The sequence below is a fragment of the Flavobacterium terrisoli genome (assembly GCF_030167905.1).
GTDB classification, from domain to species: Bacteria; Bacteroidota; Bacteroidia; order Flavobacteriales; family Flavobacteriaceae; genus Flavobacterium; species Flavobacterium terrisoli.
Window position 1 is genome coordinate 45,900 of sequence record NZ_JARGNA010000004.1, and the last position, 17,508, is coordinate 63,407.

At 38.2% G+C, this 17,508-nt stretch carries 15 protein-coding genes; 10 read left to right on the plus strand and 5 right to left on the minus strand.

What is annotated here, in order from left to right; genetic code table 11:
• Positions 1-32 precede the first annotated feature (32 nt).
• Genes P1K33_RS06025 through P1K33_RS06035 form a run of 3 tightly spaced genes read left to right on the plus strand, consistent with a single transcriptional unit; the run spans position 33 to position 1,797 of the window.
• The gene (locus tag P1K33_RS06025; protein ID WP_284652005.1) at positions 33-800 is read left to right on the plus strand and encodes an MBL fold metallo-hydrolase; all 768 of its coding nucleotides are present in this window, start codon (positions 33-35) and stop codon (positions 798-800) included.
• A gap of 4 nt (positions 801-804) precedes the next feature.
• The gene (locus P1K33_RS06030; RefSeq protein ID WP_284652007.1) at positions 805-1,299 is read left to right on the plus strand and encodes a hypothetical protein; all 495 of its coding nucleotides are present in this window, start codon (positions 805-807) and stop codon (positions 1,297-1,299) included.
• A 9-nt stretch (positions 1,300-1,308) separates the two neighbouring features.
• Positions 1,309-1,797: a hypothetical protein gene (locus P1K33_RS06035; RefSeq protein WP_284652008.1), complete on the plus strand. Its 489-nt coding sequence runs from the start codon at positions 1,309-1,311 to the stop codon at positions 1,795-1,797.
• A 30-nt stretch (positions 1,798-1,827) separates the two neighbouring features.
• Here P1K33_RS06035 and P1K33_RS06040 read toward each other — a convergent pair whose 3' ends face one another.
• The 4 genes from P1K33_RS06040 to P1K33_RS06055 are packed head-to-tail and all read right to left on the minus strand — an operon-like array spanning position 1,828 to position 5,986.
• A complete protein-coding gene (locus P1K33_RS06040; RefSeq protein WP_284652009.1) occupies positions 1,828-2,472 on the minus strand; it encodes an alpha/beta hydrolase in 645 nt (214 codons plus the stop codon).
• The gene (locus P1K33_RS06045; RefSeq protein WP_284652010.1) at positions 2,472-2,795 is read right to left on the minus strand and encodes a DUF4870 domain-containing protein; all 324 of its coding nucleotides are present in this window, start codon (positions 2,793-2,795) and stop codon (positions 2,472-2,474) included. The genes P1K33_RS06040 and P1K33_RS06045 overlap by 1 nt, the downstream gene beginning before the upstream one ends.
• A 12-nt stretch (positions 2,796-2,807) precedes the next feature.
• A complete protein-coding gene (locus tag P1K33_RS06050; RefSeq protein ID WP_284652011.1) occupies positions 2,808-4,061 on the minus strand; it encodes a dihydroorotase in 1,254 nt (417 codons plus the stop codon).
• Positions 4,058-5,986, minus strand: a complete 1,929-nt coding sequence (locus P1K33_RS06055) for a BatA domain-containing protein (protein ID WP_284652012.1) — start codon at positions 5,984-5,986, stop codon at positions 4,058-4,060. Before P1K33_RS06055 ends, P1K33_RS06050 begins: the two co-directional genes overlap by 4 nt.
• Before the next feature lie 76 nt (positions 5,987-6,062).
• Here P1K33_RS06055 and P1K33_RS06060 point away from each other — a divergent pair, with 76 nt between their 5' ends.
• The gene (locus tag P1K33_RS06060) at positions 6,063-7,220 is read left to right on the plus strand and encodes a lactonase family protein (protein WP_284652013.1); all 1,158 of its coding nucleotides are present in this window, start codon (positions 6,063-6,065) and stop codon (positions 7,218-7,220) included.
• 2 nt (positions 7,221-7,222) lie between these two features.
• Here P1K33_RS06060 and P1K33_RS06065 read toward each other — a convergent pair whose 3' ends face one another.
• Complete coding sequence (locus P1K33_RS06065) at positions 7,223-8,566, minus strand: DEAD/DEAH box helicase (RefSeq protein WP_284652014.1); 1,344 nt, start codon at positions 8,564-8,566, stop codon at positions 7,223-7,225.
• A gap of 243 nt (positions 8,567-8,809) precedes the next feature.
• Here P1K33_RS06065 and P1K33_RS06070 point away from each other — a divergent pair, with 243 nt between their 5' ends.
• The 6 genes from P1K33_RS06070 (at position 8,810) to P1K33_RS06095 (ending at position 17,492) form a co-directional block, all read left to right on the plus strand.
• Positions 8,810-9,550: a LytR/AlgR family response regulator transcription factor gene (locus tag P1K33_RS06070; RefSeq protein WP_284652016.1), complete on the plus strand. Its 741-nt coding sequence runs from the start codon at positions 8,810-8,812 to the stop codon at positions 9,548-9,550.
• A 3-nt stretch (positions 9,551-9,553) separates the two neighbouring features.
• Positions 9,554-11,473: a histidine kinase dimerization/phosphoacceptor domain -containing protein gene (locus P1K33_RS06075; protein WP_284652017.1), complete on the plus strand. Its 1,920-nt coding sequence runs from the start codon at positions 9,554-9,556 to the stop codon at positions 11,471-11,473.
• A 140-nt stretch (positions 11,474-11,613) separates the two neighbouring features.
• Positions 11,614-12,357, plus strand: a complete 744-nt coding sequence (locus P1K33_RS06080; RefSeq protein ID WP_284652018.1) for a hypothetical protein — start codon at positions 11,614-11,616, stop codon at positions 12,355-12,357.
• Positions 12,358-12,525: 168 nt separating this feature from the next.
• A complete protein-coding gene (locus P1K33_RS06085) occupies positions 12,526-14,538 on the plus strand; it encodes a S9 family peptidase (protein WP_284652019.1) in 2,013 nt (670 codons plus the stop codon).
• A gap of 15 nt (positions 14,539-14,553) precedes the next feature.
• Entirely contained in the window at positions 14,554-15,729 is a 1,176-nt protein-coding gene (locus P1K33_RS06090; protein ID WP_284652021.1) for an acetyltransferase domain-containing protein, read from the plus strand.
• Positions 15,730-15,752: 23 nt separating this feature from the next.
• Positions 15,753-17,492 (plus strand): amidohydrolase family protein, encoded by a 1,740-nt coding sequence (locus P1K33_RS06095; protein ID WP_284652022.1) that lies wholly within the window; start codon positions 15,753-15,755, stop codon positions 17,490-17,492.
• The last annotated feature ends 16 nt before the right edge of the window (positions 17,493-17,508 follow it).

A 17,508-nucleotide genomic window follows, 5' to 3' on the forward strand; every position in this document is an offset into this window, starting at 1 on the left:
TTTACAAGTATTTCATCAAAAACCATGCAATTATGCAAGTTTATTTTCTCGGTACAGGAACTTCACAGGGTATTCCGGTTATTGGAAGCCATCATCCTGTATGCCATAGTGAGGACTTAAAAGACAAACGTCTGCGGGTTTCAGTTTGGGTAATCAGCCGGGAAACTTCACTGGTTATTGACTGCGGTCCCGATTTCAGGCAACAAATGCTAACTTCTGGCTGTGAAAGGCTTGATGCTATCTTATTTACCCACGAACATGCTGATCATACTGCCGGTTTGGATGATATTCGTCCGTTCTTTTTCAGGCAAAAAGGTGATGTTCCGATTTATGCCCATCATCGGGTTTTGGACAATCTAAAAAAGCGTTTCGACTATATTTTTGAAACCGAAAACAAATATCCCGGTGCGCCAGGTGTTCAGACTTTTGAAGTAAAAAATGATGTTGATTTTGAAATTGGAAACGCCAAAATTACCCCAATCAATGTCAACCACGGAAATCTTCAGGTTTTTGGATACAGAATACAGGATTTTGTATATTTAACCGATGTAAAATCAATTGATGATGTGGAAATTGGAAAAATGAAAAATGTAAAAGTATTGGTCGTGAATGCCTTGCGGGAAGAAGAACACCACTCACATTTTAATTTGCAGGATGCGTTAGATTTTATACATTTGGTACAACCTGAAAAAGCTTATCTGACACACATCAGCCATCTTTTGGGTTTTCATGAAGAAGTCCAGAAACGTTTGCCTCCAAATGTATTTTTGGCCTATGACAATTTAAAAATTACAATTTAATACTATGAAGAAGTCTTTGTTTTTATACCTTTTTATCATTGCGGTTTTGATTAATGTTTTTACCTATAAATATTTTACTTCAAAAGAAGCAGGTGAGAAAAAACCAGAAACGGTTCAGGACAATAAAAAATTAAATGACAGCATTACCAAGTTAACAGATCAATTGTATGATGCCAATTATTTTTCTCTGGAAACCAATGACAGGGCGCAGAATTATCTAAATCAAAACGATATTAAACTTTTTTCAGATAAAGTAACTCAGGCACTTTTGGCATATAATGATGATCCGACTGGAAATAAATATACAGACCAGGTTACTATGGGAGAACAAAAATTTATCATCAACAAAGTAAAATTGTTGAATCATCGTTGGATTATTGCCAACTACAGCAACGGAACACTTTGGGGTGAGGTTATGTTGAAATATTTTATCAATGATGACCAAACTGTTTCATTTGAAATAATGAATTCCTATCTATACCCTGAACAATTAAATTAGCAATTAGGCATGAAAAAAATCTCTCTACTACTTATCGCCTCAATCGTTCTGTTTTCGTGTAAGTTAACCGACCAAAATGATGGTGAATCCGAAGATGAAAATCTTCCTTTAGCCGCCAAAGACTCCAGCGTTGTCAATGATAAAGACGAACACGGCTGCCTGGCAACCGCGGGCTATATTTGGTCCAGAATGAATAAAGAATGTGTTAAAGGTTATACCGGAATGCAATTGAACCCATCAGATAATCCCGAAAATGAAGACGAAACGTTAAGTGCTTTTGTGATTTTTAGTGAAGATCAAAGTAAAGCAGAAGTTTTTCTGCCGAATGAAGCCAATTCTGTTGTGTTGACGCGTCTAGCCGAAGGAAAGCCATGGGTTTTTGAAGATTGGCAACTCGTACCCTGGAAAGGTTATGTTTTGAAAAAAGGTGCTGATATCAAATTTGCCGGAGATGGCGAAATGGGAAAGAAGGTCACTGGAACCGATACCGAAGAATAACAAAAAAGTCCCAAGAATTGGGACTTTTTTTTATTGTGATAACCAATGTTTGAAATCAAAAAAGTTTTGTGGTGCAACGCCGTGACCAACCATGTATTCTTTAAAAACAATATCAATGCCTAAAACCTGAAGCACCGGAATTGATCGTCGAGCCCATTCTACCGGAATGACCTGGTCAACCGTTCCGTGTGAGGCAAATATTCTTAGCTTACTTAAATCATTTTGGGCGTAATCATCTACCGCAATTTCAGGGTTGAAATAACCACTCATTGCCACAACACGCTGTACTTTCTCAGGATATGAAACGGCAACTGCATAGCTCAAAATACACCCTTGGCTAAAACCAATCAGGGTTACATTATTAGCATCAATCGGGTATTCGGCAATCAATTCATCAATGAAATTAGCGATAATATCTCTTGAAGCTCGGGCTTGGCCAATGTCGGAAAACTTATTCTCATCCGCATCAAAATTAATCGCATACCAGGCATAACTGCCATACATCATATCAAATGGTGCGCGGGCTGAAATTACATAATACTCATCGGGTAATTCACTGGCAAACGAAAACAAATCTTCCTCGTTACTGCCATAACCGTGAAGCAATAGGAGTAAAGGGTTCTTGTCTTTTTTGTCTTTTGGTTCTCTGACTAAATGATGAAGGGACAAATTCATTATAAATTCTTAAACAGGTTTTGGAAAAAGCCACCAACAATAGGCAATTCTCTTTTTTGCCCTTGCAAAGCACCCGAAAAACCATAAATCCATAAGATAAAATAGAAAAGGTAAAAGGCAGAGGTTGCTGTCCAACTATTGGCATAGCCTACAAAATAACCCAACAAAAAGAAAGAAATAAACAATCCTAAAGCTTGTCTGATATGGAAAGAAGCCAATTCGGATTTGTTTTCTTCCTGATTCATAAAAATGGCAATCACGCTTCCAATGATGGTTAAGTAGGCAATAATTGCAGTGTTTTTTGCTTTTTCAAGATTTTCCATAATGATAATATTTTAGGCTAAAACTAGTTTTCCCTGATGGTATATTCCAATTACCTTTCCTTTCATGGCTTGTCCAAGTAAGGCAGAGTTCTTTGATTTTGACAATATGTTTTCTTTTGTAAATGTCCAGTCGGTATCAATTTGAAATAAGCTGAAACTGGCTTTATTTTTTATTTTAACGGTTTGTTTTTCAATATTTAAAATAGTTTTACCTGAAGTTAATTTCTCTACTGTTTTTTCTAAAGGTAATACCGTTAGCAAAGCACCAAATGCACTTTCCAAACCGATGGTTCCGTTTTTGGCCAAATCAAATTCCATCTTTTTGTGTTCGATATCCATTGGATTGTGGTCAGAAGTAATACAGTCGATGGTGTTGTCTAAAACGCCAGCAATTAAAGCTTGTCTGTCGGCTTCGGTTCGCAATGGTGGCGATACTTTGTATCTGGTGTCAAAACCATCCAGTTTTTCGTCTGTCAGGACCAAATGATGTACGGCAACGCTACAAGTCACTTTCAAACCTTTGGCTTTGGCTTCTTTGATTAACGCTACCGATTTGGTTGTAGAAATCGTTGGTATGTGCAATTTTCCACCGGTATATTCGAGTAAGAATAAGTTTCTGGCAACAGTTAGCTCTTCGGCTAAGTTGGGTATTCCCTTTAAACCTAATCTCGTGGAAACGATGCCTTCATTGGCCACACCATGGCCTTTGATGTTGTCATCCTGAGCAAATGCAATCACCAAACCGTCAAAATCCTGAACATATTGCAATCCTATTTTGAGCAGATTGGCATTCGCTAAACTTTTACCATAATCCCCGAAAGCCACAGCTCCGGCGTTTTTCATATCATAGAGTTCGGCCAAATCATGGCCTTCGCTTCCTTTGGTCAACGCACCGATAGGAAATAATTCGGTTACCGAGTTGGCGGCTTTTTGTTTTACAAAATGAACCTGTGACTGGTTGTCGATGACAGGACTCGAATTAGGTTGCAATGCAATTCCGGTAAAGCCGCTTTTAGCCGCCACATCCAATCCGTTGGCAATGGTCTCTCTGTCTTCAAATCCCGGTTCGCCAAGGGAAACACTGGTGTCAAACCAGCCTTGGGAAAGGTGCAAACCTTCGTGCTGGAATTCCTTATGCTTGTCTATGTTGAGGATGGAAGTACCAATTTCTTCGATAATGCCTTTCGTAATTTTCACATCAACAGTCTTGTTGTGAAACGGACTTTGTGGGTCAACAATTTTGGCTTTTCGGATGATTAGGTTCATTTTACAAATTTTTGAATGAGTAATTCTAATGCTAAAAAGAGTAGTGTAAGCATCACAAACCATTTCCAGATTTGTGTATCGGTTCGGTCGGTTTGTATCGTATTAAAAACCGTTTCTATATCGTCAATTTCCTTGTAATTAGCAGCAATATCGGTATTGATTAAACTCAGGTTGCTTTCCGTTCGTGAGTAATTAAAACTGATGTTTTGTGCCAAATTCGTTCCGTTAAAGATACCAAAATTTCCGGCTTCGGTCGGGTTGTCACCAAAAGTTATTTTGACTTTGGTATTCAGCAATTGCTGCACCGGAATAAAGCTTTCGGTGGTGTTTTTTACAGTTAAGATTTCGTCTTTAGACAATAAGGCATCCACCACAAACGGTTGATCTTCGCCAATGGTAATCGCATTCACGCCAGTTTTTTGGCTGCTTTGTGCCATATTGTAAAACGTTGGTACAATTAGCGGTGAATTCTGGAAATTACTGTTGGTTTTGTTGATTGGCGCCGCAAAAACATACACTGATGACAAAGGATTTGAAACCGAAGTCAGGAAAGCGCTTTGGTCTTCATAAGCCAAAATGGAAGGCGTTGTACTGCCGATTCCAAAAGCGGTTTTGGTAGACGGATATTGGAAGTTATCAATTTTCTTTTCAAACACATTGCTAAAGAGCGGATGATTGAAATTGATTTTGGTCACTTTTTTGTCGCCGGTTGTCATTGCTTCCAATCGGATAGCGCCAAAGTTGGCTAAAAATGCATTTAAAGCGGCCGCATTGCTTTGCTGCGCCGGAATGACCACTACGTTTCCGCCTTTGTTAACGAAGGCTTTTAAAGTGGTTTGCAACGCCTGCGGAACATCTGTCAATTCATTGATGATAATGGCATCCTGTTTTTCCAATAAGTTATAATCCAGATTGGCTATCGGAAAGTTATTGTAATTGAACTCGTCATTGGTATAAATTCTCGACAGGAAATTGCTCTTGTCTTTGTCGCCAATGCTGATTACGTTGGTTTTGCTTGGTTTGGAAATACTGAAATAATAAGTGTTGTCATAAGCCAAACCTTTATCCGTAATCGAAACATAGCCGTGAAAATCTTCTTTTGGAATCGTAAACTTTATGGTTTCGGAAGTGTTTTTGAAATCGATTAAAGTCTTTGCAGTCAACTTGTTTTGGTTGTACAACGCAATCGGAATCGAGGTAATTTCTTCGCCATTGGCAGATAATTTCACGCCGATTTCATAGAAACTATCCATCGTTTGCTGAATGTAAACGCTGTCGATAGACACATTATTCTTTTGTTCCGCTTCAGTAATGATGAAATACACATTGTCTTCTTTCTTAAAGCTTTTCGCCTGATTGGTTTCCAAGCCAACGGCATCAGTAATCACGATAATATCTTTGTTGAAGGCCGATTTTCTGGCATTGACTTTGGCAATCAGATTGTCCAAACGAAAAGGCGTAGCGCTGTATTTTAGATCCTGTAAATCCTTTTGAATTGATTTGATATCAGTGTTCCAATAGGTTTCGGAATTGGTAATCAGTGAAAAATTCTTGGTTTCCGGCGTATGTTCGAGTAAGTCTTGTACCGCACGCTTGAGCAATTCTCCTTTTTTGCCTTTGGCCTGCATGCTATAGGAATTGTCCAGTATGACATACATTTCGTTAGTCGCTTTCAGGCTTTCCTTGGCCGTAAAAAACGGTTGGGCAAAAGCCAAAATCAAACAGGCGAGAAGCAATAATCGCGTAAGCAATAACAACCATTTTTTGATGGTCGAACTTTTACGGGTTTGGATGGAAAGTTCTTTTAGGAATTGTACGTTGGTGAAGTATTCTTTCTTAAAACGTCGCAATTGAAATAAATGCACCAAAATTGGAATCACCAATAAGAAAAGAAAATATAGAATTTCCGGGTGTTTGAACTGCATTTCAATTATTGTTTGTCAAAAATAGTACTTTTTATCATTTCGTGAAGCCGTTTTAAGAATTTTAAATGATAAAAAAATGGAAACTGTCGGTATTCCGTTATTTTTGTCTTTCAATAATATTCTTATCATGACAAAATATTTCCTTCTGTTAGCCACAATATTTTTCAGTGTTTCAAGCCAAGCGCAGGATACTAAAGTCAATCTGTTTATCGGAACGTATACCAAAACCTGCGACAGTAAAGGAGTTTACCTCTACGAATTTGACACGGCAACGGGAGAAACGAAGATGAAAGCGGCAACAGAAAACGTTGTGAATCCGAGTTTTCTAACGCTTTCCAATGACAAGAAGTTTATTTATGCAACCAATGAAGATGGCGATAGCAGCAAGGTAAGTGCTTTTCATTTTAATTCGAATCAAAACCAATTCACGTTTTTAAATTCCCAAAAGTCAGAGGGAAATGATCCTTGCCATATTATTAATGATGACCAAAATGTTATTGTAGCCAACTATAGTGGCGGAAACATAACGGTTTTTGGGAAGAATAATGATGGAACTATTGGTAAGTACAAACAAATCATGAAACACCAAGTGCAATCGTTAAATGAAAACGAGCCCGAGCCTTCACACATGCACATGTTACAACTTTCACCTGATAGAAAATACCTTATTGCCAGTGATTTGGGAAAAGATTACCTTTATGTTTATCGTTACAATCCGGAAGCTAAAAGTGCGGTTTTGGAGTTTAGTTTTTTAGCCAGGGTGAAACACGCTGCAGGTCCGAGACATTTTACTTTTAGTCCGAACGGAAAATTTGTTTACTTGATCAATGAATTGGATGGCACTTTATTGGCTTTTAAATACCGAGAAGGCGAGTTGCAATTTATACAGGAAACTACCATTGTGGCTAAAGATTTTAAAGGAAAAACCAGTGCGGCCGATATTCACATTTCACCTGATGGAAAGTTTTTGTATGCGACCAATCGTGGGGATGCGAATACGATTAGTTGTTTTGAAATCAAAAAGAATGGAAAGCTAAAACTGAGACAAATAGCAAGTACATTGGGAAAAGGTCCACGTAATTTCAGTATAGATCCAACAGGCAATTTCCTTTTGGTAGCGCATCAATACACCAATGATGTCGTGATTTTTAAAATTGATAAAACCACAGGAGAACTGACAGATTCAGGGAAAAGAATCGAATTGTGTTCGCCGGTTTGTTTAGTGTTTGAGTAGAATTATTTCTTCTTTCTCTTCGCCGCTCTGTTTTTCAGGATATTTCTATTCACCGATGTGCCGGTTTTCTTTTTTGTTTTTGATGGTCCGCCAAGATTGACTTTGGTGTTTTTCTTCGCCTTTTCGTGAAATGAAGCACCGCCTTCCAACTTGTTAGTCTTTAGGATGACTTTCATTTTCTTCTTGTCTTTTTCAAACTCAAGTAAACGTTCCGCAATTACGACTTCTGAAGGCATTGGCAAAAACGTAAGTTCTTTTTCCATCAGCATTTCTGCCTCAATCATGATTTCTTCTTCTCTCGGGCTAATCAAACTAATCGCGATACCCGATTTATCGGCACGACCGGTTCTACCGATACGGTGAATGTATTGTTCCTGAATTTCGGGAAACTCAACATTGATTACGTGTGTAATGTCTGAAATGTCCAAACCTCTCGCCATAACATCAGTCGTTACTATACCGCGAATTTCTCCGGCCTGGAAAGTTGCCATCGTTTGCAGACGATAGTTCTGCGATTTATTCGAGTGAATTGTCCCGAATTGCTCCGGATACACTTCTTCTAATTTATCAGCCAGTAAATCGGCTGTTTTTTTATTATTGACAAAAAGCAAAACGCGTTCGTAAGCTTCGTCTTTTAGCAATTCAATGATTAAATTGACTTTCGTCAAAAAGTTGGGCACTTTGTAACCCAATTGTTCTATTTGTTCCAATGGTGTACCGCTTGGTGCCAAGGAAACTTCTTCTGGAAATTCAAAATATTCTTCCAGCATGCCATCAACCTCATCGGTCATCGTCGCTGAGAACAAAATGTTCTGGCGCTTGGTTTTTATCATGGCCAAAATTGAAGTCACTTGCGTGCGGAAACCTAAATTCAGGATTTCGTCAAATTCATCGATGACAAGTTTTTGCAAACTGTCAAAACGAATAACGTTGTCTAAAGCCAAATCCATGATTCTTCCCGGTGTTCCAACCAGAACGTCTATTCCCTGATAAACCGCTTTCTTTTGCGTATTGATATTGACACCACCGTAAACACCTAAAGTTCGCACCGACATGAATTGGGTCAGCTTTTCTACTTCGGCCGCAATTTGGACTACCAATTCACGCGTTGGCACTAATATAACAACTCGCGGTGTATCAGTGGCAACGAACTTCCATTGTTTTAAAATCGGTAAAAGATAGGCGAATGTTTTTCCGGTACCGGTTTGGGCAATTCCCATCATATCGCGACCCGACATAATCACAGAAAAGGATTTTTCCTGAATAGGCGTTGGCGTGGTCAAACCTAATTCGTCGACAGCTTTTTGTAATGATTTTGGAAGATTGAATTGCTCGAAAGTACTCATTGTTGGATTTATTTGCGGCAAAGGTAAGGAATTCTATTTTGGGAACATTTCAGCGGATTTCTTTTTGCTAATCAGCATGGTGTCAGAGAATTTGGTTTTTATTAATACTGACTTTCTTACTATTCAATTATTTTGTTATATTTATAAAAATATTCCATTTTTGGTTTAAGATTGCCGCCTCAAATACTGTAATAGTTTTAACCTACAGAACTAATTTAGTAACCAACTTAAAAAGTATAGTTGATGAGCACTACGCAATCTGTTTTGATAGTCGAGGATGAAATGATTATTGCTGCAAATATTGCAATGCAACTCAATAATTTGGGATACCAGGTAAACGGCATCATTCCCAGAGCCGAAGAAGTATTGCCACATATCAAACAACAAGTTCCCGATATTCTTTTGATGGACATCAACCTAAAAGGAGAAATGGATGGCATAGAATTGGCCAGCTTGATTCGGGCTGAGTATAAAATCCCAATCATTTACTTGACGGCGAATTCTGATGAAGCTCATTTTAACAGAGCCAAATCGACCAATCCTTATGCGTTTATCTCCAAGCCGTTTAAAAAAATCGATTTGCAACGCGCCATTGAATTAACTTTAATTCGTGTTGCCGAAGAGAAAAATACTAAAACTACTGATGTAATTCCGGATGATACTTTTGTATTGAGCGATGCCATTTTTGTGCGCAGTCATGATAAAATGGTAAAAATCAACATCAGTGACATTCTTTACATCGAAGCCGAACGCAATTATTGTAAAATCCATTGCAAAGACAAAGAACATTTGCTGGTTTCCACTTTAAAAGATTTGGAAGAAAAACTCACGGTTAATCATTTGATGCGGATACATCGTTCGTTTATGGTCAATTTATTCCACATCGATGAAATTGCCAACAGCCATGTGGTCATCGCCCGAAAGGCGATTCCATTGAGTGCCGATTTAAAAAAACAATTACTGCTTCACATTCAAAAAATTTAAGTGATGAAGCAATCGATTTTATTTCTATTTCTAATTATTTCTCCATTGCTGTTTTCACAAGCAAAGCAAAAATCATCTGTAAAAGAAGCCTTAGTCTTAAGTGATAAGTATAAAGAAAAAGCAAGTTGGTTTACCGATATGCCACAATACAATACTGACAGTACTGACTTTTATGTTAAAAAAGCCATTGGTGTTTTAAATCCAAAAGAGCCTACACATCGCAATAAATGGTTGCGATTGAAATTTGAATTGCATAGGAACAAACAAATTCCGAATGCAGAAAGGGATTCCATATGCAAAGCGCAATGGCCCGACTATGAAGCACTAGATACCGAAATTACCGATAACCGGATTTTACAATACGACTATTTGGTGGTTTGGGCCAATGTCAAACTCGAAAAAGGAGATTCAAAAGGCTCCTTGGATTTGTTTGAAAAGGCGTTGGCGCTAATTCAAAAAACTGACGCGCCCCATATACAAGCCAGGGCACTACTCGATAAAGGTCTGTATTATGGCAATTATGGTTTGGACACTGAAAAAAAATTGTCACACAAGTATTTAAAGCAAAGCCTGATCTTTTATAAAAAGAATCGCCAAAAATATCCTGTTGAATATTATATGATCAATGCCATGTTACAGTATCATTATGCCCTTAAAAATGATAACGCTTCTGCGCTTTATTATCTTGACGAAGTAAAAGCAATACTGAAGGATTTCAAAAAACCAGCGAGCCATATTTGGTATTACAACAATTTAGGATACCTTCAAGTAAGAGAAAAAAAGTATGATGACGCAAGGCGCAATATCATCAAAACCCTCGAACTCATAAAAGCCTACTCTTTTAATGATTACTATGAGTCTTGCCTTGAGCTATTGGCCGACATCGAGTACAATAGCAAAAATTACGATCTGGCCATTGCCAACTATACCAAAGCCCGTAACATGTATCTCAAGAATGGTAAACATTACAAAGCGATCAATATCTTAGATTATATTGCCGATATTTATGAAGCCAAAGGCGATTTAAAAAATGCACTAAAATTCAAAAAACAGTTTTACACCGAGTCGTTGGCTTCCCAAAAAGAACTGAACGACCGTAGCTTACGCGAAAGCGAACTCAAAGTCAATGTGTTAAACAAAGAAAAAGAACTCATACAAAAGAGCAACCAGCAAATTTTCTTTATCGTTGCCTTGGGTTTATGTGCCATATCATTGTTACTGATTTACCGCAATGTCAGACTCAAACAAAAAAGCAATTTGAAATTGGCCGCCGTTAACCATGAACTCGAAGATAAAAACGGTTTGCTTGACAAACGCAACGCCGAAAACGAATTATTGCTGAAAGAAATACACCATCGGGTGAAAAACAACCTCGAAGTGGTTTCGAGTCTATTGGCTTTGCAATCGGCACAAATTGAAGATCAGAATACTAAGGATACTATGGCTGAAAGTCAGAACCGAGTGAATTCCATTGGCATCGTTCATCAAAAACTCTATCAGGGAACCAATCTCGGCGCGGTAGAGATGAAAGACTATTTTTTAAACCTAAGCGAAAGCATACTCGAAAGTTTTGGCGCTGAACAACGCATCGATTTACAATTGGCGATGGACCACCTCGATTTAGACATTGATACCGCGGTTCCATTGGGATTAATTGTCAATGAATTATTGACCAACACCATTAAATACGCTTTCCCAAAAGGAGAAAAGGGAACAATTGTTATCAAACTCAACAAACAGGATAACAATATACTCACGTTGGAAGTTACCGATAATGGTGTCGGAAAATCGGGTATCACTCATGGAACCGGCTTTGGAGGCCAATTGGTTTCATTGCTCACCAACCAATTAAACGGAACCATGCGAGAAGAAAGCCAAAACGGCACCGCCATTATCTTTGATTTCAAATTAAAAGCAGCTTAGATTTTGTTCCGATAAATAAATCTACTGTTTCGGACAGTTTTCACACCGTTTCGTCCTAAGTCGCATTTTATTTTACATGATTATCAGTTATTTAGATTCGAATTTAAAACAAATTCTGTCTAACTCTAAAACCAATAATCATGAAAAAAAACTTTTATTCCGTAGTGAAGATTTCCTTTCTTCTATTATTATTAATCCCTTTTATGGGTATTGCACAAAACAAAAATGTGATATCCACTAATCGTGTGTTTCCTAAAGTTGATAAAACGCTTGAATTTGAAAAAGCCTTGGCGGCTCACGCCCAAAAATACCATAAAGGTGATGTAAAATGGCGCGTTTTTGAAATTGCTTCCGGACCGGATGCCGGCGGTTACCATATTGTTGAAGGACCAAAAACCTGGGAATCAGAAGACCAACGTGGTGATATCAATGTGGAGCACAACAACGACTGGCATAAAGGGGTAGCCATCTATTTAACCGATAGAGGCACAAGCGGCTATTCTGTTTATATTGATTCGCTGAGCACAGTTGCCGTAGGTGATTATTCGGACAAAGTGCAAATTTCCCATATTTACCCAAAACCGGGACGTGGTGCTAAAGTACTGACTATGTTAAAAAATTTGAGAAAAGTTTGGGCAGCTGAAGGTATTAGTGTGGCCGTTTATGAGGTTAATGCTTCGGGTGAAGCTCAATTTGCAATAGCCCGAAGATTTAAACAAGGCCTAAAAGAAAAAACAGAAGGCTTCAGACCGCCTTTTAAAGAAGCTTATGAAAAGGTACACGGCAAAGGTTCTTTTGATTTATACATCGACAATATTGCGGAATATACGAACCAAAGTTGGAGTGAATTAATTTTCTTCCGGGCAGATCTGAGTTCGAAATAATACTAATTAGTGTTGATAAAAACCTGCAAGATTTCAAGCGTCTTGCGGGTTTTTTTTAAAAATTTAAGTAAGATGAAAAGTAGGCATCATTAGTTAACAATTTAGAAAATAAAGATATAGAACAACAAAGATTAATAGTATCTTTAACATAACTATAGATAAACCAATATGAAAACCAAAAAATTTACGTTCTTTTTTATTCTAATTTTTAATGTATACTCTTTATCAATTTTTGCTCAAAAGAAATTTGAGATAACAGATTATGCTAAGTTTGTCAATATTACTGATCCACAGTTATCACCCAATGGTAAAAGTGTTGTAATTGTTGTTTCTAGGCCTGATTATACCCTGAACAGATACAATGCCGAATTGGTATTGATAGACATCGTTTCGGGTAAAAAAAGATCGCTTACGTCACAAGACAGGTTTAGTATTTCAAGTCCAAGATGGTCACCCGATGGAGAACAATTGGCTTTTATATCCAAAACCGGTTCAGGCAAGGATGCCCTTAACCAAATCTTTTTGCTTTCAATGTCTGGTGGTGAAGCAAGGCAAATCACCAAAGCTCCAAGAGGCGTACAGCATTTTGCCTGGAGTCCGAATTCAGTTGACATCGCTTATGCCTCTCTTAATGAGGCAAAAAATAAGGCCGAAATTGAAAAAGGCTTTACCGGTTTTGAAATAACCAATAATGATATGTTTGTTAGCACTCAACCACAGCCTTCTCATATTTGGTTAGCCAATACCAATACCTCTGAAAATAAAAGATTGACTGATGGCGATTGGAGTTTACCGTTGGTAATTCCGCCAAGTGCACCATCATCTCCGTTTTCCTGGTCGCCAGATGGCAAAACCATTTTGTTTGTAAAAGTAGCCACCGCTTACTCAGGTGATGGAATGAACAGAAGTATCCAATTGCTTAACGTGGCCGACGGCACTTACAAACCTTTAACCACAAGAACCAAACTCGAATCTTATCCTAATTTTTCACCGGATGGCAGCAAAATTTCGTATTGGTATAAAAAGGACAGTAAAATAACCAGTATCAATGAACTATGGCTGACCAATGCTACTGGTGGTGAAGGCAAAGCTATTTCTTCACAATTGAACAGAGACTTGTATTTGTCTGCTTGGATGCCCGACAATAGAACTCTTTTAGTTGGCGCTCATAACGACAACAAAACTTCGCTCTGGACCATGGGTTTAGACGGTAAAACGACCGCAATCAATATAGGAAATGTTTCTCCGTCATGGGCTTTTTGGTTGGATGCTACCGTCAGCAAAACGGGCGCAATAGCCTTTACCGGTACTGAACCCAATAAACCGGTGGAATTGTATTTTATGGCCTCAAGCACTTCAAAATTGGTGCAATTGACAGATTACAATGCTGAAATACGACAGATGACTTTGGGCAAAACCGAAACCATCCGTTGGGAAAATGACAATTTGAAACACTGTGGTATTGTTACTTATCCGGTCAACTATGAAAAAGGCAAAAAATATCCGTTGGTTTTGATAGTGCATGGTGGTCCGAATGCGGCCTCTGTTGAAATGTTTGCAAGACTTCCGCAAGTATTGGCCAACGAAGGTTATTTTGTTTTTGAACCCAATTACAGAGGAAGCGATAATCTTGGTGGTGAATATAAAACCGCTATTGTAGAAGACGCCGGTGCCGGTCCGGGACGCGATGTCATGGCTGGATTAGAAAAGCTCAAAGCAACCGGAATGATAGATACTGAGAGAATAGGAGTAAGCGGTTGGTCTTATGGCGGTTTTATGACTGTTTGGTTGGCCGGACATTATGGTGGCTGGAAAGCTGCTGTTGCGGGTGCTGCTGTAACGGATTGGGTAGACCAATATAGCTTTAGCGATAATAACATTGCTCGTGGTGAGGCACTTGGCGGTTCCCCTTATGTTGGTGATAATATGAAAAAATACATAGCGCAATCGCCCATTACTGAAGCCAAAAATATCAAAGCGCCAACACTTATTTTAGCCAATATCGGTGACCCAAGAGTACCTGTTACCCAATCGTATAAACTATACCATTCACTGATTGATAATGGAACTGTTGCCAAATTTATGGGATGGCCGGTACCGGCTCATAACGCTACTGACCCGATAACACAAATGGAAACCCATAAAACCTGGGTCAATTGGCTGAATACTTATTTGAAATAAAACAATCCATTCAGAATGACAGAAGCGATTACAAAAACCAGAATACAATCCATCGACCTTTTAAAAGGTTTGGTAATGGTCATTATGGCTCTCGACCACGTGAGAGATTATTTTCATTATTCGGCTTTCATTTTTGATGCCACCGATCCGGAGCAAACGACGTGGCCCATCTTTTTTACACGATTTATAACGCATTTTTGTGCGCCGGCGTTTAGCTTTTTAGCAGGAGCATCGGCGTTTATGATTGGTAAAAGAAAATCACCTGCTGAATTGTCAAGCTTCTTGTTCAAACGAGGACTTTGGTTGGTTTTTGTGGAAATCATCATTATCAATTTTGGCTGGAAATTCGATATCGAATTCAGGCATGTCGGTTTGCAAACTATTTGGCAATTAGGCGTTAGTATGATAGTACTGGCCGGGTTGATTCATTTGCCTAAAAAAGCAATTCTTGTATTTAGTCTCGTGATTATTTTTGGTCACAATTTATTAGATAGCATTCATTTTGATGGCAGTTATTTATGGGCAATGTTGCATGATCGACAAAAATTTGAATGGACTGATGGCTATTATGTAAATTTTGCCTATCCGTTAATTCCCTGGATTGCGGTAATGTCTTTGGGATATTGCTTTGGTTCGCTTTACAATAGTTCTGTTGATGCATTAAAGCGAGAGCGAATATTGAATACTTTAGGATTAGGCTGTATTGCACTTTTCTTTTTTCTTATTACGTTCAATGCCTATGGTGATCCGGTGAAATGGACTAATTATGATTATACTTCCCAAACCTTAATGTCAATTTTTAATGTTTCCAAATATCCGCCGTCTTTATTGTACTTGCTGGTCACTTTGGGTGGCTCATTTCTCTTTTTGGCGAATGCCGAAAAATTAAAAGGAAAAGTAGTTAATTTCTTTTGTATCTTCGGGAGAGTTCCTTTTTTCTACTATATCCTGCATATCTACCTCATTCATATTATGGCGGCTTTTGCGGCCTATTTTACAGGATTTGGATGGAAAGCTTTGGTATTGCCAACATTTATTACCCGGGTCGAAGCCTTAAAAGGCTACGGCTTTAATCTGATTGCGGTTTATCTTGTTTGGTTTTTAGTCATCGCTTTGCTTTATCCATTGTGTAAAAAGTTTGATAACTACAAACAATCACACAAAGAAAAATGGTGGTTGAGCTATTTATAAAACGACATTAATTATTGAGTATTATGAAAAAACTATTGAAAATCTCATGTTTACTGCTCATTTTGAGTAATTCACTTTTTGGGCAAACTTACATTACCAATGTTACTCTAGCCGATGTAGAAAAGCAAAAGCTGATTCCCAATCAAACGGTGGTTATCACTAAGGATTTGATTTCAAGTATTCAATCGAGCAGTAAAATTAAAATTCCTGTAAACGCTACTGTAATTGATGCCAAAGGTAAATTTTTGTTTCCGGGATTGGTTGATGCTCATGTTCATTTCTTTCAAAATGGCGGCCTATATACACGCCCGGATGCGATTGATTTTAGAAATGAAAAGCCATATAACAAGGAAATAGACTTGGCACACCAAACGTTTGAAGACAAGTTGCGCAGGTATCTGCAAAATGGCATTACGACTGTAATAGATGTCGGGGCAACTTACAGTTTCTTAAAGCAAAGAAAAGAGTTTGCTGCTGCAAATTATGCACCAACTATTTATATGACCGGACCATTGGCGACGACTTATGAACCATCAGTATATGAAAATTTAAAAGAAGACGAACCTTTTAATTTGGTTAAAACCGTTGAAGATGGCATTAAAATGGTGCAAAACCAATTGCCTTTGCAGCCCGATTTTATCAAAATATGGTACATCACTTCCTGGGAGAAAGACAGTGTTGAAATCAGTGCCAGAAAGAACCTGCCTATCGTCAAAGCAATAATTACCGAAGCTCATAAAAACAAGCTAAAAGTGGCAGTGCATGCCACCGAAAGAATCACAGCACAATTGGCTGTGGAAAGTGGTTGCGATTTTTTGGTGCATAGTGTTGATGATGAACTATTGAAAGATGACTTTGTGCAATTGCTCAAAAAAAACAAGACTATCCTTTGTCCAACCTTGATTGTTCATAATGGGTATGTCAATACTTTTGGCCAAAAAAACCAATTTACCAATCACGATTTATTAAAGTCTGACCCGTATCAATTGGGTTCGTTGCTCGATTTGAAGCATTTGCCCGATACGTTACGCATCAATAATTATAAGCGAAGGGTAAATTCGGAGTCCTTTATGGCTAATGATGCTAAGGAGAATGAAATCTGCTTGCAAAACCTCAAAAAACTATCAGATGCCGGCGTTATCATTGCAACCGGTACCGATGCCGGAAACATTGGGACTTTACACGCTTCTTCTTATTTAGCCGAATTAAAAGCGATGCAAGAAAGTGGCATGACCAATTGGCAAATCATTCAGGCATCGACGATTAATGGTGCCAAAGTCTTGAGTAAAGAAAATGAATTCGGAACCATTAGTATCGGAAAAAAAGCAAATCTGATTTTATTGGATAACAATCCTATAGAAAACCTTGATAATATTGCCAAAATCAATCGTGTTATTAACCACGGAATAGTTTTCAACCCGGTTGATTTAATAGCCGAAACACCTGAAGCTCTGGCACAACGCCAATTGAATGCTTATAATGTGAGAAACATCGATGCCTTTTTGGAGCCTTATGCAGATGATGTTGAAATTTACGCTTATCCCGACAAATTGGTAATGAAAGGCAAAGCACAAATGAGAGAAAGCTATTCAAAATTATTTGAAGAAACACCTAATCTGCATTGTGAATTAGTGGGAAGAATTGTTCAGGGAAATACTGTAATTGATAAAGAAAGGGTTCAGTTCGGAACTGAAATTACTGAAGCCGTTGCCATGTATCATATCGAGAATGGCAAGATTAAAAAAGTATATTTTATCAGGTAAAAAGCCCTAACCAACT